Source organism: Prevotella sp. khp7 (assembly GCF_900109055.1).
Classification (GTDB): domain Bacteria; phylum Bacteroidota; class Bacteroidia; order Bacteroidales; family Bacteroidaceae; genus Prevotella.
The window spans coordinates 301,445-321,188 of record NZ_FOIV01000001.1 but is presented as its reverse complement, the minus strand read 5'-3'; the positions used below and the strand labels follow the sequence as shown (position 1 = coordinate 321,188).

Annotated in this window: 17 protein-coding genes, 4 tRNA genes and 1 other RNA gene; 16 read left to right on the top strand and 6 right to left on the bottom strand. The window is 45.2% G+C overall.

Annotated features, from left to right (window positions below):
* Positions 1-2: 2 nt before the first annotated feature.
* The 9 genes from BMX82_RS01355 to gldE all read left to right on the top strand — a co-directional run bounded on the left by BMX82_RS01355 (position 3) and on the right by gldE (position 5,104).
* Positions 3-1,145, top strand: a complete 1,143-nt coding sequence (locus BMX82_RS01355; protein WP_091765395.1) for a hybrid sensor histidine kinase/response regulator — start codon at positions 3-5, stop codon at positions 1,143-1,145.
* Positions 1,145-2,260, top strand: a complete 1,116-nt coding sequence (nspC, locus tag BMX82_RS01350; RefSeq protein WP_091765392.1) for a carboxynorspermidine decarboxylase — start codon at positions 1,145-1,147, stop codon at positions 2,258-2,260. The genes BMX82_RS01355 and nspC overlap by 1 nt, the downstream gene beginning before the upstream one ends.
* A 135-nt stretch (positions 2,261-2,395) precedes the next feature.
* Positions 2,396-2,468, top strand: a tRNA-Gly gene (locus BMX82_RS01345).
* A 52-nt stretch (positions 2,469-2,520) separates the two neighbouring features.
* Positions 2,521-2,602, top strand: a tRNA-Leu gene (locus BMX82_RS01340).
* A gap of 24 nt (positions 2,603-2,626) precedes the next feature.
* A tRNA-Leu gene (locus tag BMX82_RS01335) sits at positions 2,627-2,710 on the top strand.
* Positions 2,711-2,724: 14 nt separating this feature from the next.
* Positions 2,725-2,797: transfer RNA gene (locus BMX82_RS01330), tRNA-Gly, on the top strand.
* 31 nt (positions 2,798-2,828) lie between these two features.
* Entirely contained in the window at positions 2,829-3,371 is a 543-nt protein-coding gene (locus tag BMX82_RS01325; protein ID WP_036912385.1) for a hypothetical protein, read from the top strand.
* 5 nt (positions 3,372-3,376) lie between these two features.
* Positions 3,377-3,790: a single-stranded DNA-binding protein gene (locus BMX82_RS01320; RefSeq protein ID WP_091765388.1), complete on the top strand. Its 414-nt coding sequence runs from the start codon at positions 3,377-3,379 to the stop codon at positions 3,788-3,790.
* Between the two features lie 3 nt (positions 3,791-3,793).
* Positions 3,794-5,104 (top strand): gliding motility-associated protein GldE, encoded by a 1,311-nt coding sequence (gene gldE, locus BMX82_RS01315; RefSeq protein WP_036912379.1) that lies wholly within the window; start codon positions 3,794-3,796, stop codon positions 5,102-5,104.
* Positions 5,105-5,115: 11 nt separating this feature from the next.
* On the opposite strand, the gene prmA is transcribed toward gldE, so the two are convergent.
* On the bottom strand, positions 5,116-5,970 hold the full coding sequence (prmA, locus tag BMX82_RS01310) for a 50S ribosomal protein L11 methyltransferase (protein WP_091765385.1): 855 nt from the start codon (positions 5,968-5,970) through the stop codon (positions 5,116-5,118).
* Positions 5,971-6,100: 130 nt separating this feature from the next.
* On the opposite strand from prmA, the gene BMX82_RS01305 reads away from it, so the two are divergent.
* From BMX82_RS01305 to BMX82_RS01285, 5 genes are all read left to right on the top strand, one after another.
* A complete protein-coding gene (locus BMX82_RS01305; protein ID WP_051949797.1) occupies positions 6,101-7,078 on the top strand; it encodes a hypothetical protein in 978 nt (325 codons plus the stop codon).
* A gap of 41 nt (positions 7,079-7,119) precedes the next feature.
* Complete coding sequence (locus BMX82_RS01300; RefSeq protein ID WP_091765382.1) at positions 7,120-8,676, top strand: OmpP1/FadL family transporter; 1,557 nt, start codon at positions 7,120-7,122, stop codon at positions 8,674-8,676.
* A 133-nt stretch (positions 8,677-8,809) separates the two neighbouring features.
* On the top strand, positions 8,810-10,420 hold the full coding sequence (locus BMX82_RS01295) for a thiamine pyrophosphate-dependent enzyme (protein ID WP_091765380.1): 1,611 nt from the start codon (positions 8,810-8,812) through the stop codon (positions 10,418-10,420).
* Positions 10,417-10,989 (top strand): indolepyruvate oxidoreductase subunit beta, encoded by a 573-nt coding sequence (locus tag BMX82_RS01290; RefSeq protein WP_036912369.1) that lies wholly within the window; start codon positions 10,417-10,419, stop codon positions 10,987-10,989. Before BMX82_RS01295 ends, BMX82_RS01290 begins: the two co-directional genes overlap by 4 nt.
* A gap of 113 nt (positions 10,990-11,102) precedes the next feature.
* Positions 11,103-12,419 carry an aminotransferase class I/II-fold pyridoxal phosphate-dependent enzyme gene (locus BMX82_RS01285; RefSeq protein WP_177172006.1) on the top strand — a complete coding sequence of 439 codons (1,317 nt, stop codon included), beginning with the start codon at positions 11,103-11,105 and terminating at the stop codon, positions 12,417-12,419.
* 150 nt (positions 12,420-12,569) lie between these two features.
* Here BMX82_RS01285 and BMX82_RS01280 read toward each other — a convergent pair whose 3' ends face one another.
* The 3 genes from BMX82_RS01280 to BMX82_RS01270 form a co-directional block, all read right to left on the bottom strand.
* Positions 12,570-12,989 (bottom strand): hypothetical protein, encoded by a 420-nt coding sequence (locus BMX82_RS01280; RefSeq protein ID WP_051949795.1) that lies wholly within the window; start codon positions 12,987-12,989, stop codon positions 12,570-12,572.
* Complete coding sequence (locus BMX82_RS01275) at positions 12,989-13,849, bottom strand: sigma-70 family RNA polymerase sigma factor (protein WP_036912365.1); 861 nt, start codon at positions 13,847-13,849, stop codon at positions 12,989-12,991. The genes BMX82_RS01280 and BMX82_RS01275 overlap by 1 nt, the downstream gene beginning before the upstream one ends.
* Before the next feature lie 108 nt (positions 13,850-13,957).
* Positions 13,958-15,445 (bottom strand): trypsin-like peptidase domain-containing protein, encoded by a 1,488-nt coding sequence (locus tag BMX82_RS01270; protein ID WP_091766200.1) that lies wholly within the window; start codon positions 15,443-15,445, stop codon positions 13,958-13,960.
* 316 nt (positions 15,446-15,761) lie between these two features.
* Here BMX82_RS01270 and rnpB point away from each other — a divergent pair.
* Both rnpB and BMX82_RS01260 read left to right on the top strand, forming a co-directional pair.
* An RNA gene (gene rnpB / locus BMX82_RS01265) (RNase P RNA component class A) lies at positions 15,762-16,130 on the top strand.
* 30 nt (positions 16,131-16,160) lie between these two features.
* Positions 16,161-17,084 (top strand): YihY/virulence factor BrkB family protein, encoded by a 924-nt coding sequence (locus BMX82_RS01260; protein WP_081911119.1) that lies wholly within the window; start codon positions 16,161-16,163, stop codon positions 17,082-17,084.
* A 41-nt stretch (positions 17,085-17,125) separates the two neighbouring features.
* On the opposite strand, the gene thrC is transcribed toward BMX82_RS01260, so the two are convergent.
* Entirely contained in the window at positions 17,126-18,430 is a 1,305-nt protein-coding gene (thrC, locus tag BMX82_RS01255; RefSeq protein WP_091765373.1) for a threonine synthase, read from the bottom strand.
* Positions 18,431-18,456: 26 nt separating this feature from the next.
* Positions 18,457-19,719 (bottom strand): cofactor-independent phosphoglycerate mutase, encoded by a 1,263-nt coding sequence (locus BMX82_RS01250; RefSeq protein WP_036912360.1) that lies wholly within the window; start codon positions 19,717-19,719, stop codon positions 18,457-18,459.
* Positions 19,720-19,744: the final 25 nt, after the last annotated feature.

The following is a 19,744-nucleotide window of genomic DNA, read 5'->3' as shown; positions in this document are numbered from 1 at the left end:
GAATGGAAACAGAAGAAACGCTTGAATCAAAAATAAATCGTAGTGAGTATAAGATATTGATTGTCGACGATGTCGTCAGCAATGTGTTGTTGCTGAAGATTCTGTTGACAAATGAAAAGTTCCAAGTTTGTACGGCTAATAATGGTAATACGGCTATTGAGCAGGCTCGTAAGGAACGTCCTGATCTGATACTGCTCGATGTAATGATGCCGGATATGAGCGGTTTCGATGTTGCCGTGGTGCTGAAGAAGGACCCTGAAACAAAAGATATTCCTATTATTTTCCTGACAGCTCTGAATACACCGCAGGATCTGGTTCACGGTTTTAAGGTGGGCGCAAGCGACTTCTTGACAAAGCCGTTCAACAAGGAGGAACTGGTGATGCGTGTGATGCAACAGATATCACTGGTTGCCGCAAAACGTATTATTGAACAGCAGAACAACGAGCTCCGTACGACACTGAGCAATCGTGATAAGATGTATTCGGTAATTGCTCATGATCTCCGTTCGCCAATGGCCAGCATCCGTATGGTGCTTAATCTGGTAGTTGCCTCTACAACACCAGAACAGGTTGGCCCGGAACTCTTCGAACTGCTTGATAAGGCAAACAAAGAGTCGGAGGAGGTTCACGATCTGCTTGATAACCTGTTGAAATGGACTAAGAGTCAGACGGGACGTTTGAGCGTCGTTGTGCAAGACCTGGATCTGAACGATATTATTCCTGGTGTCGTAGATGTGTATGAGATGATTGCTGCTACAAAGCGTATCAAACTTGAGTTAAAGATGCCTTCATCTCCCATCATGGTTGTTGCTGACAACGATATGGTAAAAACGGTACTCCGAAACTTCCTCTCAAATGCCATCAAGTTCTCGCCAGAAGATTCTTCAATAGAGATTGCCGCAAACTCTGAGGGCGATTTCGCGAAAGTGAGCGTTTGCGATCATGGCGTCGGAATTGCTGCAGACCGTATCGGCTCTATCTTCCATAAGGGAGAGACTACTTATGGTACTGGCGGTGAAGAAGGGTCAGGACTCGGTCTTCAGCTATGTCAGGATTTTGCCCGCAAAAACGGCGGCGACTGCTATGTGGAGTCTGTCGAAGGAGAGGGCAGTACATTCAGTTTTACCATTCCATTAAAGAAATGATGTCTACACCTATTTATATTATAGAAGAGAAGAAACTTCGCCGCAACCTCACACTCATTGCTGATGTTGCGGCGAAAGCCGATATAGAGATTATACTTGCTTTCAAGGCTTTCGCCTTATGGAAGACGTTTCCCATTTTCAGAGAGTACATCAACAGCACGACGGCAAGCTCGCTCTCCGAAGCCCGTCTGGCTTTTGAGGAGTTTGGTGCTCTGGCACATACTTATTCTCCAGCTTATACGGATGATGAGTTTGATGAGATAGTGCGCTGTTCGTCGCATCTGACGTTTAACTCACTGTCGCAGTATGAGCGTTTTCACGATCGTGCTAAGAATTGCTCGCTGGGATTGCGTATAAATCCCGAATATTCTGAGGTGGAGACATTATTATATAATCCTTGTGCGCCAGGAACCCGTTTTGGCGTGTCTGCGGATAAGTTGCCGGAAATACTTCCTGATGCTATCGAAGGATTCCATTGTCATTGTCATTGTGAGAGTGGGGCGGATGTGTTCCAGCGCTCTTTGGCGCATATCGAAGAGAAGTTCTCGCGGTGGTTCCCTCAGCTGAAGTGGATTAATTTCGGAGGCGGACATCTGATGACCCGTAAAGATTATGATGTCGATTTGCTGATTCAGATGATGAAGCAGTTTCATGAGCGTTATCCTTGGCTGAAGATTATTCTTGAACCAGGGAGTGCTTTTGCGTGGCAAACGGGACCGCTGGTTTCTCACGTTGTTGATGTAGTAGAAGATAAAGGTATCCGTACCGCCATATTAGATGTAAGTTTCACATGCCATATGCCGGATTGCCTGGAAATGCCATATTATCCGGAAGTGCGTTTTGCCAACCATATAGATTCTGAATCGGGTGAGCATGTTTACCGACTTGGTGGTAACAGTTGCCTGAGTGGTGATTTTATGAGCAGTTGGCAGTTTGATCACGAATTGGAAATTGGTGAAGAAGTGATTTTTGAGGATATGATTCACTATACAACTGTTAAAACGAACACTTTTAACGGAATTTCACATCCCGCAATCGGTATGCTTCGTGAAGACGGAACATTGGAGATTTTGAGACGTTTTTGCTATGAAGACTACCGTAATCGTATGGATTAGGCCTCGAAAACGGCCTTTTTTCGATAAAATGGCACTTTTTTCGAAAAAAAGTCTCTAAAAAATTTGCCAGTTCCGAAAAAAGCATTACCTTTGCACTCGCATTTAGAGAAATGCCTTCCACAAGGATGAAAAAACGCGGAAATAGCTCAGTTGGTAGAGCACAACCTTGCCAAGGTTGGGGTCGCGGGTCCGAGTCCCGTTTTCCGCTCACTTGTTGAACAAAAAAGAGACATTAAGGATTGGCCTTAATGATTAAAAATGCCCAGGTGGCGGAATTGGTAGACGCGCACGTTTCAGGTGCGTGTGCCGCGAGGCGTGCAGGTTCGAGTCCTGTTCTGGGCACTCTTTTTTATTCAGCGTTTTGTTGGAGAGGTGGCGGAATTGGTAGACGCGCTACTTTGAGGGGGTAGTGTCAATTGCGACGTGGGAGTTCGAGTCTCCTCCTCTTCACTTTTTGGAATAATGCGGAAATAGCTCAGTTGGTAGAGCACAACCTTGCCAAGGTTGGGGTCGCGGGTCCGAGTCCCGTTTTCCGCTCTTTTATTAGGAAAACAACAATCTTTTTCAAATGAATTTATATTTAAGATATTTTGACCGTGAAACGTTAGTTTCTACAGTTGATGATGCTATTGAGTTTCTTAGCTCAATTGAGGAAATCGAGATGAACCCGCTTTTGGAGGAAGATATCCGTGCATATGTAGCCAGTGATATTTTCTATCCAAAACGTTATAAGATACATCCAAGAGTATATTTCATAATCATTAAGACCGACGCTGCTACTATGCAGGATTTTAAGGAGAAGAAAGCTTTGCATCCTGCTGAAGAAAACAAAGCCAAGCCTGTTGCTCCGGCACTTGTCCGTCTTACTGAAGAGTGTTATGGATGGTATGAAGGTATGCTTGAATTTAAACGTGTACTTCTGGTTCCCGGAACTGGGAAATTCCAGTATCGTGACACTCAGTTCTCTGCTCGTGTAAAGGCTATTTCGGGTATGGACTGCTATCAGCGGATTGTTGATTATTTAAGAGAACGTGTTGATGATCGCAGTCAGTTCCCTTCTGCTAAAGGAAAGAACTTCAAATTCCGTTATTTAGGTAAAGTTAAACAGTAACGACTATGAATAAGGTAATGCTCATTGGTAATGTCGGCCAGGATCCTGAGATTCGTTATGTTGACCAGGGAGTGGCTGTAGCACGTGTTCGTTTGGCCACAACAGAGCGTGGCTATACATTGCAGAATGGTACGCAGGTACCTGATCATACAGACTGGCATAATGTGATTCTTTGGCGTAGGCTTGCTGAGATTGTTGAGAAATATGTCCATAAAGGTGATAAACTCTATATTGAAGGACGTATTCGCTATACATCATACGATGATAAGCAGGGACAGCGACGCTATATGACGGAAATATGGGCTGACAATATGGAACTGCTTACGCCGAAGTCTTCTACGAATGCACAGGTGGCCCCTGAGCCCGTTGCTGAGCAGCCACAGGTTGATTCAAAGACTGACGAGGATCTTCCCTTCTAATCTATGGATTATCTTCAACAACTCTTTAGCGAAGTACAACTGTTAGTACCGACAACAGGTGCTATTGTGGCAGGTGTGCTCGCTTGTTTGTTATTGATCTTCTCTGGTTATGCATCTGGCTCTGAAATTGCTTTCTTCTCGTTATCTCCTCATGATTTGAATGAATTAGAGGAGGAAAAGAATGAGGCTGACAGTAAAATCCAGAATCTAAGAGAGGATTCAGAACGCACGTTGGCTACGATATTGATTACCAATAATCTGGTGAACGTGACAATTATCATGCTCTGCAATTATTTCTTTGCCCATGTCGTGGATTTCGGTATGGCTTATTGGTTGCAGTTTATTGTTGTTACCATATTACTTACATTCCTGCTTCTTCTTTTCGGAGAGATAATGCCGAAAGTATATGCTGGTCAACATGCGCTTGCGTTTTGCCGTATGTCAGCAGGCGGTATTCAAGTACTTAGTAAATTGTTCTATCCGCTTAGTTCGGTATTGATTCGTTCTGGAATGCTTGCAGAGAAGGTGGTGCAGAAAGAAAATCGTGTGCTTAGTGTGGATGATTTGGAACAGGCTCTGGAACTGACGGATGAAGATGAACTCAAAGAAGAGAAGAATATGCTTGAGGGCATTGTTCGTTTTGGTGATGAGACTGCTAAGGAGGTAATGACATCGCGTCAGGATGTTGTAGACCTTGATTTCAGTCTTCCATTTCCAGAAGTGTTGAAGTGTATTGTTGAAAATAACTATTCGCGTATTCCTGTTTACCAGAACACGATAGATAATATCCGTGGTATTCTTTATATTAAGGATTTACTGCCTCATCTTTCTAAACCTGCTAATTTCCGTTGGCAGTCACTGATTCGTCCTCCTTATTTTGTTCCTGAGACAAAGAAGATTGATGATTTGTTACGCGACTTCCAGGAAAACAAAGTTCATATTGCCATCGTGGTGGATGAATATGGTGGTACCAGTGGTATCATTACGCTTGAAGACATCTTGGAAGAGATTGTCGGTGAGATTAATGATGAATATGATGAGGAAGAGAAAACGTATACACGAATCAATGCCAATACATATGTCTTTGAGGGAAAGACATTGCTCTCTGACTTTTTTAAGATTCTTGATCTCGATGATGAAACCTTTGAGGAAGTGGAGGGTGATGCGGACTCTTTGGCGGGATTATTGCTTGAGATAAAAGGCGATTTCCCTGAACTTCACGAGCGTATAGATTATCAGAACTTCACGTTTGAAGTTACTGAACTTGATGGCCATCGAATATCAAAAATCAAGGTCGTCATTCACGAAAAGTAGAATCTGAAAATTTAGCAAATAAACATCAGGCAGGCCCAGTCGTGGTCTGCTTTTTGTTGTTTCAGAGTGAGCCCCAATGATTTCGCTTTCTCAATCAGTTGTTCACAATCGTTTGTATAGAAACCACTCAGAATCAGTGTTGAGCCTTTAGTCATCTTTTTGCGGAACTGGGGTAAGTCAGCCATAAGAATATTACGGTTGATATTTGCCGTAATAAGTCCGAACGTGCCATCTATTTTATCTAAAACAGAAGCGTCGCCAAGTAATGATGTAAAGCGGTCGTCTACCTGATTGATGATGGCATTATGGCGTGCGTTATCAACAGACCACTCGTCAATATCATAGCCAACAGCCTCGCTAGCTCCGAATTTCAAAGCGCAGATAGACAGAATACCTGTTCCTGTACCACAATCCAACACTTTCGTGCCTTTGAGCGGAAGTGATTGAATGGTATTGCAAATCATACGTGTTGTTTCATGAGTGCCAGTGCCGAAAGCCAGATGTGCATCTATCTCTATCTGGGTACATTCGGATGAGACAGAACTTGGCAGATGACGCCCGTCGTGAATAATGAGGTTTTCTGAAACAACGATAGGTTCGAATCCTTCTTGTTCCCATTGTTCGTTCCAGTCACGGTCTTCTGCTTCTTTTATTTCATAGGTAATAGTGGTCTCTTCAAAAGGAAAGTCTTTGAGAGCCTCATTAAGAGAGGCTTCGTTGAATAGTTGTTGCTGGATATATCCTTTAAGCCCGGTAACTGTTTCTTCAAAAGTCTCAAAACCCACTTCTCCTGCGATAGCTGCGAGGATATCAGAGGCATCAGCAGAGTAGGGCGAAATGGTGAATGTTGCTTCGAAATACTTCATAAGTGTGTTAATTTTTAATGCAAAATTACAAAAAATAGGGAAAATCCTACTATAAGTTAGGGTTTTTCCCTAAATTTGCACTAAAAATCATTGTATTTTTGCATCGTAAACCAATAAATAAAGGAAGAAAATGAAGAAACTGTTACTAATTTCCATGCTTATCGGAGCCATGCCGTTGGCTATGATGGCTCAGGATGATGATCTCTACTTCGTTCCTAAGAAGAAAGACAAAAAGGTTACGAAGATAGAGGTAGTGACGGACGATAAAGTTCAGAGTTCATATGAGGACATCGTTGGTGACTCTACGAAGATGGATATCATCGATTTCAGTGAGACAAAAGGTGTCTATCCGGATTCTGTTCTATCTGAAGATTATAAGTATACAAAAAGAATGACACGCTTCGATGATTATGATCTGAGCGATAATGAAGCTTTCTGGGCTGGTTATCGGGCAGGCGCGAGCACTTGGGCGTGGCATTCACCATGGTATTATAACCGTTATGGTTATAGCTGGTATGATCCTTGGTATTTCGGACCGTCGTGGTATTACGGACCGTCGTGGTATTCTGCCTGGTATGATCCTTGGTATATGAGCCCTTATGGTTGGTATGATCCTTGGTATTACTCTTGGTATGGCTGGGGGTATCCATACTACTATGGTTATTATGGCTGGGGATATCCCTATTACTATTATGGTGGAGGCGGCAGCGGTCACTATTATGGCCATACCGGTAACTCTGGTACTATAGATCGTCGTGGTTCTAGTCATGGTTCGTACTATAGTGGAAGAGGTCCGGTTGCGGGTAACAGCCAGAGGATGGGAAGTCTGAGAGATCGTGCGGCATCGATGGGTGGTGGACGCGTCTATACCAGTGGCAACTCAGAGCGTAGTCGTAGCGGTAATTTTAGCGGGCGTCGCGGCGGTGATAGTGGCTATAGTAATTCTACTAACAGCTCTCGAAGCAACTATGGCAGCTATAGTGGAAACAGCAACACTCGCAGCAGCAGTAGTGGCAGCTTTGGCGGCGGCGGTGGCTCACGCAATAGTGGCGGCGGTAGCTCTGGTGGCGGCCGAAGTGGCGGCGGTAGCCTTGGCGGACGCAGATAAAGTAATGAAAATGTAGTCAATGACATAAATTCTATCAGATTATGAAGAAAATTGTTTTCACAGCCATCGCTATGGCAGTATTCCTGCCTGCAATTGCACAGGATACATATGAAAGTGCTCGTCTGTTGGGCAATGATCTTAATGGTACAGCACGCTATGTAGGTATGGGTGGTGCAATGGAAGCTTTGGGTGCTGACATCTCAACCATTTCTACCAACCCTGCAGGTATTGGTCTCTTCCGTCATTCAACAGCCAGTATCAGTTTGGGCTTAGTGTCTCAACAGGATGCTGTTAAGTTTGATGGACTGAATAAGACAAACATGAGTTTTGATCAGGTTGGTATTGTCTATTCTGCTCGTCCAAGTCAGTCCACGTTCATTAACTTCGCCTTCAACTATCATAAGAGCCGTAACTTCGACCAGATTCTGTCGGCGGCTAATTCTTTGAGGGGTTGTTCACAAAACGGCCTTACTTATTATAAGGCAAAAGAACACTTTTATGAATTTGATTTTAATAAGGATGATGAAGTGATGGGATGGGAGAATGGCACCGATTATCGTGCCCAGAACTTCTCGCAGGCAGACTATCTGAATGCCAATGTGCTCTTGCTTGATCCTAAAGATAATAACTTCTATTATAATGATGCCAATTCATACTCCTTTGACAGAGCTCATCGCGGTTGGATAGCTGACTATGATTTCAATATCAGTGGTAATCATAATGACCGCTTTTACTGGGGCCTTACTATCGGGGTTAAGGACGTCAACTATAAAGGATATTCTGAATATGCAGAACAACTTTTAGATTCTAAGGGCGTTTGTGGCTCAGTGGCTTATGGTGATCAGCGTAAGATAGATGGAACAGGTATCGACATCAAGGCTGGTATCATTGTTCGTCCTGTTGAGGAATCACCTTTCCGCTTCGGACTTTCTATTGCTACACCGACGTGGTATGAACTTACTTCAAGCAATAGCACATATATGATAAATAATACAGCCTCATATGGTTCTTGGGATAATGGCTCAAGTGATGAGAGTTATGATTTCCATTTCTATACTCCTTGGAAATTCGGAGCCAGTCTTGGACATACGGTTGGTTCTGACTTGGCTCTTGGACTTAGCTATGAGTATAGCGACTATGGCGCTAGCCAGAACCGTATCATCGATGGATATGATTATTACGACAATGCTGACAGTTCTACCGATGAAGTTATGAAGCGTAATACAGAACGTTCATTAAAGGGTGTTCATACCCTGAAGGCAGGCCTTGAGTATAAGCCCGATCCGTCATTAGCCATCCGTTTTGGATATAACTACGTTTCTGCTGCTTATGATAAAGCAGGTGTTCGTGATATGACGCTCGACTCTCCTGGTGTGATGTATTCGTCAACCACCGACTATACTAATTGGAAGGACACCCATCGCCTGACGGTAGGTATGGGCTATAGAACCAATAATTTTAATATTGATTTGGCATATCAGTATAGTGCTACGAATGGTGAGTTCCATCCCTTCCAGTCTTATGAAGGCACACAGGGCGTTTCTGATGTCAGTAATAAGCGCCATCAGTTGTTGCTAACGCTTGGTTATACCTTCTAGGATTTTTAAATCTGAATAGCGATTGAATATAAATGCGGCTTTAGAAAATAAGGCCGCATTTATTTGTTTATTCGATTGAAAAGTAGTACCTTTGCGCACTATAAAACGTAAATCATCTAAAGTAATATTATCAATGAAAAAGCTTTTATTGGGAGACGAGGCGATTGCTCAGGGCGCTATCGACGCAGGCTTGAGTGGTGTGTATGCCTATCCGGGTACTCCTTCTACGGAAATCACCGAGTATATCCAAGAGTCCCCCATTGCCAAAGAGAGAAACATCCATCGTCGCTGGTCTACGAATGAGAAGACTGCGATGGAAGCAGCACTCGGTATGTCGTATATGGGCAAACGAGCACTGGTGTGTATGAAACATGTAGGTCTGAACGTATGTGCCGACCCTTTTGTAAACTCTGCTATGACAGGAACCAATGGCGGACTTATTGTGCTGGTGGCCGACGATCCCTCAATGCACTCTTCGCAGGACGAACAAGACTCGCGTTTCTATGCAAAGTTTGCCATGATTCCTACACTTGAGCCTAGCTCTCAGCAGGAAGCTTATGATATGATGGGAGAGGCTTTCGAACTCTCAGAGCAGCTTCATCTTCCAATTCTGATGCGTGTTACAACTCGTATGGCACATAGCCGTGCCGTTGTAGAGGTGAAAGAAGAGGCACGTCCTCAGAACGAACTCAACTACGATGCCCAGGCAAGCAACTGGGTTCTCTTGCCTGCATTTGCCCGTAAGCGTAATGTTGTCGTAACAGGTCAGCAGCCCGTTCTCGAGCAGATGGCGGTAGATTCAAAATATAATAAGTATATCGATGCTCCAGATCATAAGTTGGGTATCATAGCCAGCGGTATTGCGTACAACTATCTTATGGAATGTTATCCCAATGGTTGTCCTTTCCCCGTACTGAAAATCTCTCAGTATCCTATTCCTAAGAAACTCATTCGTCGCATGACTGACGACTGTGAATTCGTGCTGATTGCCGAAGAGGGTCAACCGTTTATTGAGGACCAAGTGCGAGGCGTGATGCCTGGCAATGCTGTTATCAAAGGTCGCCTTACGGGAGAACTCCCTCGTACAGGTGAGCTCAATCCCGATTTTCTGAAGAAGGCCCTCGGTATTGAGAGCTCAGAAAGCTATGCGCCATGTGAAGACGTTACACCACGTCCGCCTGCACTCTGTCAGGGCTGTGGCCATCGTGATGTATATACTGCATTGAATGAGGTGTTGAAGGAATATCCCAATGCTCGTGTGTTTGGCGATATTGGTTGTTATACCCTTGGTTTCCTGCCTCCTTACAAAGCCATCCATTCTTGTGTTGACATGGGTGCTTCAATTACGATGGCTAAGGGCGCATCAGATGCAGGACAATGGCCAGCTGTAGCCATCATTGGTGATTCTACCTTTACCCATTCAGGTATGACTGGCTTACTCGATGCCATCAATGAGAATGCTGACATAACGGTGATTATATCAGACAATCTGACTACGGCTATGACTGGAGGACAGGACTCTGCTGGAACCAATAAGTTCGAGGCTATCTGTAAGGGCTTAGGCCTTTCGGAGGATCACCTCAAGGTTGTTAACCCCATCCCCAAGAACATGCCAGAGATTACAGCAGCTATTCGCGATGAGATTAACTATCATGGCGTGAGTGTGATTATTCCTCGTCGTGAATGTATGCAGACATTACAACGTCATTTGAAACAAAAGAAAGCAAAGGAGGCAAAGAAATGAAAACAGATATTATCTTATGCGGTGTAGGAGGGCAGGGTATCCTTTCTATTGCCACTATTATCGGTGAGGCTGCCATGAAGGAGAACCTCTATATCAAGCAGGCCGAAGTGCATGGCATGTCTCAGCGTGGAGGCGATGTACAGTCAAATTTGCGTATCTCAAGCAATCCTATTAGTAGCGATTTAATTCCTTTAGGTGGCGCTGATGTAATTATATCTATGGAGCCAATGGAGGCGCTGCGTTATCTGCCGTTCCTCTCAAAAGACGGATGGATTATCACCTCAAGCACTCCTTTTGTTAATATTCCAAATTACCCTGATATAGAGACGATTAAGAGCGATCTGAATAAGATAAAGAATGTAATCGTGCTCGACATTGAGCAGGCTGCTAAGGATAATGGTGTTCCTCGCTCAGCCAATGTGATTCTTTTGGGTGCTGCCCAGAAGGCACTGGGTATCGAGTACGATAAGTTAGAGGATGCCATCCGTCGTGTATTCGCACGCAAAGGCGATGCCATCGTAGATGCCAACATCAAAGCCCTCGCCATAGGCCGAGCCGCTCAAAAGTAGTAATTTTCGGCACGGATTAACACGGCTTTAAAATAAAGACACGGCTGCTAAGCCCCAAAATAGCAGTGTTTCTCTAAAAAGAGAGCCGCGTTAATCCGCGCCAAATAAATATCATTATGGAAACTCCGATTAAAAGAGAAATAGTAGACTCGCTGGTGGCTGAGTTGGGAATCGAGGATTTTGCCAAGGCAACCATCCGTGAGGTAAAACAAGTAGCCGCCAAAGCAGAGAAGACCAGTGGCGTAGAGTTTATTAAGATGGAGATGGGCATCCCTGGACTGCCTGCTGCTCAGGTGGGTGTCGATGCCCAGATTAAGGCCCTACAAGACGGCATTGCCCATTCTTATCCTGATATTCAAGGTGCCCCCGTATTGAAAGAAGCTGCTTCTCAGTTTGTCAAGGCATTCATTGGCGTAGATATAAAACCTGAAGGATGTATTCCTGTGAGTGGCTCTATGCAAGGCACCTTTGCTTCGTTCCTTACATGCTCACAGCGAGATAAGACAAAGGACACCGTGCTTTTTATCGATCCGGGATTCCCTGTTCAGAAGATGCAGCTGCAGGTTATGGGGGTGAAGTATGAGACCTTCGACGTGTACGACTACCGTGGTGATAAACTCGGTAGTAAGTTGGAGAGCTATCTTTCAAAGGGGAATATCTGTGCCATTGTCTATTCAAATCCTAACAACCCCTCGTGGATTTGCCTGCGTGAGGAAGAGCTAAAGACTATCGGCGAACTGGCCACCAAGTACGATGTCATTGTGATGGAAGACCTTGCCTATTTCGCCATGGACTTCCGTAAAGACCTCTCTACGCCTTTCCAGCCGCCATATCAGGCCACGGTAGCTCGCTATACAGACAACTATATGTTGCTTATCAGCGGCTCCAAGGCATTCAGCTATGCTGGCGAGCGCATTGGTGTCACTTGTATCTCCGACGCATTGTTCCATCGCCATTTCGATGACCTCTCAGAGCGCTATCAGGGACTGCCTTTTGGCCCTGTGTTCTCTACCCGTATGCTCTATGCCTTGTCTTCCGGTACTAGTCACAGTGCCCAGTATGCGATGGCAGCCATGCTGAAGGCCGCATACGAAGGGAGGTATGATTTCAGAAAGGAGATCAGCGTGTATGGTGAACGTGCCAGGAAGTTGAAGGAGATTTTCTGTCGCCATAATTTCTATGTGGTATATGATAAAGACCTCGACGAGCCCATTGCCGATGGTTTCTACTTCACGATAGGTTATCCTGGTATGACGAGTGGGGAATTGGCCCATGAGCTGATGTACTATGGTGTATCGGCCATTTGCCTCATAACCTGTGGCTCAGAGCAAGAAGGGCTTCGTGTTTGTACCTCGTTTATCGAAGATCATCAGTATGCTCTCCTCGAAGAGCGCATGAAGATATTCGAGATAAACAATCCCTGCAAATAATTATTTTCTTGAGGATACGTGTGCGTTGGTCGTAATACAACTCCTACTTAGTCGTAATGAAACTCATAGTTTCATTACGACAAACCTATAGTTTCATTACGACTAAGTAGAGGTTTACTCGGAGTAAAATATAAGGGGAGAATATATCGCTTACTCTTCCAGATTTACCATTTTAAATTTGAAATCGCTTTGCGGGATATAGCGTACATCATACTTGTCTTTGTTCTTATAGATGTACTGGTTCTTCATCTTTGCGTATTTCTTCTCTATTTTCTTGCGATTCAGTGAGCCAACTATCACAACAGTCCTATTGGGTAAGTTGCGCTCCTGAGCGAAATAGTTGCGCAACTGATATGAGTAGTTGCTCTTGCCCGCAATCATCTTTTTCTTCTTGGTCACCCAGATACTGTCCATTTCCTGAATATCAGTAAAGTATACTGTTGAGTCATTGAATGAAGCTACGAAACCAAACAGGTATCCTTTGGGTTCTTTTATGTTCTGCGCTTTCAGCGTTTGGCTTCCGGCGGCCATCAGCAGGATGGCGAGTGAGATGTTTCTGAGAAGTCTCATTATCCTAAAAATGTCTTTAATATTTTGTTCTTACTACAATTTCTGAGTTTACGTATAGCTTTTTCCTTTATCTGTCTTACTCGTTCGCGTGTGAGTCCGAATTTGCTGCCTATTTCCTCAAGCGTCAGTTCTGGACGGTTAATGCCGTAGGATGCTTCAATCACATTGCGCTCACGCTCATTCAGTACTGCCAGAGCTTCCTGTATTTCAGATCTTAACGATTCTTCCACCAACTCGTTGTCGGCCATTGGGGAGTTGTCGTTAGCCATCACATCGAGCAGACTATTGTCTTCGCCTTCCACAAAAGGAGCGTCAACCGATATGTGGTGACCGTTGATACTCATGGCTTCATCGATTTTCTCCTGAGGGAGGTCTATCTTGTCTGCAATCTCATCTGCTGATGGTCTGCGCTCATTTATCTGCTCAAAGCGGTTTATCTCACGAGCAATCTTGTTGACACTACCTACTTGATTCAAGGGTAGCCTAACAATACGGCTTTGCTCAGATATAGCTTGCAATATGCTCTGTCTGATCCACCATACGGCGTAAGATATGAACTTGAAGCCTCTTGTCTCATCAAAGCGCTCGGCAGCTTTAAGTAATCCCAGATTACCCTCGTTGATGAGGTCGGGGAGGGAAAGTCCTTGATTCTGGTATTGCTTGGCTACGCTGACCACAAATCTGAGATTAGCCCTTGTCAGTCTTTCCAGAGCTTTCTTGTCGCCGTGTTTGATACGCTGCGCAAGTTCCACTTCTTCTTCTGCCGAAATCATGTCCTCCTTTCCTATCTCTTGCAGATATTTCTCTAAGGCGGCACTCTCTCGGTTGGTTATAGATTTAGTGATCTTTAGTTGTCTCATCTTGTGGTCTATGTTTTAAGCCATTTGCAAAAGTATGGGTTTTTCCTGAAATGACCAAAAAAAAGCCGCAATTTTTTACAATCGCGGCCTTTTTTTATGTTTTTTACCTTATTCGTTCTCAAGAGGAACAGCGAAATAGCCTTTCTTTCCTGTTGGATAGATACCCTGAATGTAGAGTACAGGCTCCTTGCTTGTCGAGGCCTCTTTCACTGCATTCTGCAGATCATCGATGCTCTTAATGGTCTGATCGTTCACACGCTGGATGATGAATCCCTTAGGAACACCGGCATCCTTCAGTTTGCCACCGCTTATTTTGATTACCTCCAGACCGTAGCCGATGTTGAGCTGCTCCTTCTGGCCATCTGTCAGAGCCTTGAAGCTTCCACCCAGCACGTCGAGGTCGGCATTCTTCACAACCTTGGTGTTACCCTGTTCGTTCTTCAGCGTGAGCGTTACCGTCTTTGCCTTTTTGTCGCGCAGATACTTCACGGTAACCTTATCGCCAGGACGCTTCTGGGCAATGATACCTTGTAGGTCGCCCATCGTGGCCACCTTCTTGCCATCGACCTCGGTAATGATGTCTTCGGATTTGAGGCCTGCATCAGCTGCAGCACCTTCTTCTACAACTTTATCTATGCGCACACCTTCCATCGTACCGTAATCCTTCACATCCTTATCCTGATCCTTCATGGCGTCAACATAATCCTTCAAACTGCCGCCTTGAATGCCAATCATGGCGCGTTGGTAGGTGCCGTACTTCTTGAAGTCGTCGATAGCCTTGCTGACAATGCTGGTAGGAATGGCAAAACCATAGCCGATGTTTGAACCAGTTGGTGAAGCAAGCATAGCGTTGATGCCTATGAGTTCACCACGGGTGTTCACCAGCGCACCACCAGAGTTTCCCTGATTGATAGCGGCATCGGTCTGAATCATAGAACTGACACCCGAGCCCATAGAACGGGCTTTGGCGCTGACGATACCTGCCGTAACAGTGTTGTTCAGTCCAAGAGGATTACCTACTGCGAGCACCCATTCACCCACACGAACATCGTCGCTATTGGCAATTACGATGGCAGGCAAATTCTTGGCGTCTATCTTGATCAGGGCCAGGTCTGTGGTTTTGTCGGCACCAATCACGCGAGCTGAATATTCCTTAGAGTTTTCGTTGAGAGTCACTGTCAACTCGTCAGCTCCATCAACTACGTGGTTATTAGTCACGATATATCCGTCAGCAGAGATGATGACGCCAGAACCTGCAGCAGCACGCTTTGGAGTCTGCACTTGACGCTGACGTTTGCCGTTATTGCCTTGTCCACGTCCGAAGAATCCACCGAAGGGATCACTGAAGAACTCCTCAAACGGGTCGCTATACTCTACAGTCTGAAGTTTTGAGTTTTGTACCGATTTGATGTAGACCACCGATGGCAGAGCCTTTTCGGCAGCGTAGGTTAGGTCTACAGGTTGTCCTGCTGGAGCCGAAGCTACAATTGGAGCAGAGGAGGTAGTAGCAGCATTGGTTTTTGTGAAGGCTGCTACTGAAAGAGCCAAAGCAACAACGCATATTGCTGGTGTTGCTACGTTTACGATCTTTTTCATATTTTCAGTCATTTTGTTATGTATTAAAATTCAACTTATGCAACTCCGAATTTGTTGCGTTAACACTCTCGAAGTATTCGGGTGCAAAAATAAGTGCATTTTTCCATATACTGACAAAATGTCGTCAATATTTGTCCCATTTTAACAATTCTAATAAAGCCCTTAACGAGCATTTGCGATTAATACTTTAAATCTTAAATAACTGACAAAATTAAGAAATCTCTGCTTTTTTAGTTTCATATATTTAACTTGGTGATTATTTTTCTTTAATTTATTCCTCTATTTAGATTTTTCTCTGTACCTTTGCAGTCAGAAAGCACTGTCGCGGTTTGTCGCTGGTGTCATTTTGGCACGAGAGGAAAGTCCGGGCAGCATAGGGCGCTCCACTTCCGAAAGTAGAAGCTATTGGTGACAGTAGGTGACGGCAGAAGAGAATGACCGCCTTCGCTTCGGTGAGGGTAAGGGTGAGAAGGTGGTGTAAGAGACCACCAGCCGATGGGTGATCATCGGGCTGTGTCGACTGGAGGCTGCAAGTTCATGTATACCGTCGTCTGAGGGTAGCCCGCTCGAGTTATACGACGGAGGGTAGAACGCTTGAGCCATGGGGTGACTTGTGGACTAGATAAATGACAGACAGCCACACTTGTTGTGGATACAGAACCCGGCTTATAGCGACAGTGCTTTTTTTAAAAATGAAATTTCAAATGTCATTATAATGAAAGGATTTTTGGGACAGATTTACCGTAAACTATATCTTACCGTCCGCTTCTTTACAACTAAGCGGGTAATGACACAAGCTGCAGCCTTGACTTACTCCACTTTATTAGCAATTGTCCCCATTCTTGCTGTTGTGTTTGCCATTGCTCGTGGCTTTGGTTACAATAAGTATATTGAGATATGGTTTCGCCAAGCCCTGTCAACCCAGCCTCAGGCTGCTGATGCCATTGTAGGGTTTGTCAACAGCTATCTTATTCATACAAAGAGTGGTATCTTTTTGGGGGTAGGCTTGATATTCATGCTCTATACGGTACTGATGCTGGTTAATAATATTGAAGAGACTTTCAATCAGATATGGCAAGTGAGTAATTCGCGCCCCATTATTCGTTCGTTTACAAACTATCTTGCCATGTTCTTCCTCTTTCCTATCATTATTGTGGTTTCGATGGGTCTGTCTATTTTTATGGAGACAATGGCAAGTACAATGGATGGTTTTGTACTTTTGGGACCAGCCATTCATCATTTGCTCGACCTTTCGCCCTATATTTTACTATCCCTGCTTTTCATCGTACTTTACGTCTATATGCCCAATACCGAGGTGAGTTTCTCAAGTGCTATCGTTCCTGGTATCCTGGCAGGTATTGCAATGCAAGTACTTCAGATTGTATATATCCACTCTCAGATATGGGTGACAGGCTATAATGCGATCTATGGCTCTTTTGCCGCTCTGCCTCTGTTCATGCTTTGGGTACAGATCTCGTGGACTATCTGTCTTTTTGGTGCGCAGCTTACCTATACCAATCAGAACCTCAAGACCTTTGGTATTAATCTGGAACCTATTGATATCCATCCTCATGTTGAGATGACGGATGAAGAGCGGAACGATGCCGAGTTCTATGCTGGCAACATTGACAATCTCTAAATAAAGAATCCCTGCCGCAGTAGCAGGGATTCTTCTTTTTGTTATTGTTTCATTAAGTATTTCTTGAAGTCGGCGAAATCCTTCGTCATGGGAACGCTTTGTTTCTCGCCCTTCATGAAGGCTGCCAAGCGGTCAGGTATCTCAACGTCGATACCTAAGATGTCGTCCACCTTCTCCTTGAACTTAGCAGGGTGAGCTGTCTCGCAGAACACACCAACCTCGCCATCCTTCAGTCCATCTACGAGCGCCTGATAGCCACAAGCACCGTGAGGATCAAGCACATACTTTGTTTCTTCGTAGCATTGCTTCATCGTTTCACAGATGTCTTCATCGCTATATGTGGCACCGCTAATGAGCGATGTTATTTTTTCGTGACTCTTGCCGTAGAGATCGTAGATACGTGCGAAGTTCGAGGGATCGCCCACGTCCATTGCGTTGGCCAGTGTCTGCTTCGAGGGCTTGGGCTCATATTTGCCAGTCTGCAGATACTTATAGAAAATATCGTTGGCATTGTTGGCAGCGATGAAGCGCTTGATGGGCAGCCCCATCTCATGGCCAAAGAGGGCAGCGCAGATATTACCAAAGTTTCCGCTTGGAACGCACATAACCAGATTGTCGGCCTTGCCCTGAGCCTTCATTCTCGCATACGCATTGAAATAGTAGAATGCCTGGGGCAGGAAGCGGGCCACGTTGATGCTATTGGCCGATGTCAGTTTCATGTGCTGGTTCAGTTCTGCGTCCATGAAGGCGTTCTTCACCAGCGCCTGACAATCGTCGAACACACCATCTACTTCGATGGCTGTGATGTTCTTGCCCAATGTGGTAAACTGGCACTCTTGAATAGGACTCACCTTACCCTTGGGATAGAGTACATATACATGGATGCCGTCAACGCCCAAGAAACCGTTGGCTACTGCTGACCCTGTATCGCCAGAGGTTGCCACCAGCACGTTTACCTGTTCGCCCTTGCCCTCCTGTTTGATGAAGTATTGGAGCAGTCGTGCCATAAACCTTGCGCCCACATCCTTGAAGGCGAGGGTAGGACCATGAAAGAGTTCCAACGTGTATATGTTTTCCTTCACTTTCTCTACAGGACAATCGAACGACAGCGTGTCGTAGACGATGTCCTTCAGAGCGTCGAGATCTACATCCTCGCCAAAGAAGGCACTTGCCACGTTGTAGGCTATCTCCTGAAACGTCATGTCCTGAATATTATCGAAGAATTCCTTTGGCAACTTCTGGATTCTCTCAGGCATATATAGGCCTCTGTCTTCTGCCAGTCCTTTTACAACGGCCTTGTGAAGATCGGCTATGGGAGCATTCCCGTTGGTACTATAATATTTCATATTAATTTGGATTTTAGAATTTTGAATTAAGAGATGGCCATCAGAGCCTTCATAAACTCATCGAGTTTGAGAAGGCCATAGACGCCTGATACGCAGCTGACTTCATCGTACTGCTGCACCTCGTCGGGCTCAATGCCACGATGCCAAATCAGGAACGGAACTGGCTGACCTACATGGATGCGCATCTCTACTGGCGTCAGGTGGTCGGGCAATACGGCGATGCATACGGGCTCCTGCCATTTCTCTAGCTCTTTATAAATAGGGGCGATAAGTCGCTGGTCCAGATACTCGATAGTCTTCAGCTTCAGCTCCAAGTCACCATCATGTCCAGCCTCGTCGCTGGCCTCCACATGCACAAACACGAAGTCATCCTTCTCCAGCGCCTTGATGGCAGCCTGAGCCTTGCCTTCGTAGTTGGTATTGGCCAATCCTGTGGCACCTTCCACCTCTACAATCTTCAATCCAGCATAGTGGCCTATGCCACGAATCAGGTCAACAGCAGAAATCACAGTACCACTCTTTACCTGAGGATATTGCTGCATCAGTGTCTCCATCGACGGACGATAGCCGCCACTCCAAGGCCAGATGCTGTTAGCCTGGCGCTCACCACGCTTAGCACGCTCTTGGTTGAAAGGGTGCTGAGTTAGAAGGTCCTGAGATTTCAGAATCATCTCGTTGATGAGGTCAGCCGTTTGCTGTGCTGAGAGTCGTCCTGCTTCAACAGGCGCATTCTCCTCAGGCTTCACCAACAATCCTCGCCATTCTTCATTGGGATGATCGTGGGGTGGGGCGCACACGATGTGTTTTGAACCACCTTTAATAACTAAGAGATGACGATACTGAATACCAGTAATGAACTTCACACGCTCGCAACCCTCACGTTCGTTGATAGGTTTGGCCAGCGTCTCGTTCAGATAGTCAATCAGCACGCGAGCGTCCTCTGTCTCAAGGTTGCCACCATTGTGGGTGATAATCTTACCATCTTTGAGCGTGATGATATTGCAACGGATGGCGAAGTCGTTGTCAGCCATCTCATAGCCGATAGAAGCAGCCTCCAAGGGGCCGCGACCTTCATAGACCTTATTCAGATCATAACCCAGAATAGCTGTGTTAGCCACCTCAGAGCCTGGAGGAAATCCCTCAGGCACAGTCACCAGTCGTCCGCAGCGGCCTTCCTTGGCTAGCTGGTCCATCATGGGTTTATGGGCATATTGCAGCAAGGTCTTCCCGTTGAGTCGTTCAACAGGAAGATCTGCCATGCCATCACCTAATATTATGATGTGCTTCATAAAATCAGTGTTAATCCGTGTAATC

Coding starts and splice junctions, on each gene's coding strand:
- BMX82_RS01325 (WP_036912385.1), top strand. CDS start 2,829: ATGAATTTATATTTAAGATATTTTGACCGTGAAACGTTAGTTTCTACA.
- BMX82_RS01295 (WP_091765380.1), top strand. CDS start 8,810: ATGAAAAAGCTTTTATTGGGAGACGAGGCGATTGCTCAGGGCGCTATC.
- BMX82_RS01250 (WP_036912360.1), bottom strand. CDS start 19,719: ATGAAGCACATCATAATATTAGGTGATGGCATGGCAGATCTTCCTGTT.
- BMX82_RS01270 (WP_091766200.1), bottom strand. CDS start 15,445: ATGAAAAAGATCGTAAACGTAGCAACACCAGCAATATGCGTTGTTGCT.
- BMX82_RS01260 (WP_081911119.1), top strand. CDS start 16,161: ATGAAAGGATTTTTGGGACAGATTTACCGTAAACTATATCTTACCGTC.
- gldE (WP_036912379.1), top strand. CDS start 3,794: ATGGATTATCTTCAACAACTCTTTAGCGAAGTACAACTGTTAGTACCG.
- BMX82_RS01280 (WP_051949795.1), bottom strand. CDS start 12,989: ATGAGACTTCTCAGAAACATCTCACTCGCCATCCTGCTGATGGCCGCC.
- thrC (WP_091765373.1), bottom strand. CDS start 18,430: ATGAAATATTATAGTACCAACGGGAATGCTCCCATAGCCGATCTTCAC.
- BMX82_RS01275 (WP_036912365.1), bottom strand. CDS start 13,849: ATGAGACAACTAAAGATCACTAAATCTATAACCAACCGAGAGAGTGCC.
- BMX82_RS01305 (WP_051949797.1), top strand. CDS start 6,101: ATGAAGAAACTGTTACTAATTTCCATGCTTATCGGAGCCATGCCGTTG.
- BMX82_RS01290 (WP_036912369.1), top strand. CDS start 10,417: ATGAAAACAGATATTATCTTATGCGGTGTAGGAGGGCAGGGTATCCTT.
- prmA (WP_091765385.1), bottom strand. CDS start 5,970: ATGAAGTATTTCGAAGCAACATTCACCATTTCGCCCTACTCTGCTGAT.
- BMX82_RS01320 (WP_091765388.1), top strand. CDS start 3,377: ATGAATAAGGTAATGCTCATTGGTAATGTCGGCCAGGATCCTGAGATT.
- BMX82_RS01355 (WP_091765395.1), top strand. CDS start 3: ATGGAAACAGAAGAAACGCTTGAATCAAAAATAAATCGTAGTGAGTAT.
- BMX82_RS01300 (WP_091765382.1), top strand. CDS start 7,120: ATGAAGAAAATTGTTTTCACAGCCATCGCTATGGCAGTATTCCTGCCT.
- nspC (WP_091765392.1), top strand. CDS start 1,145: ATGTCTACACCTATTTATATTATAGAAGAGAAGAAACTTCGCCGCAAC.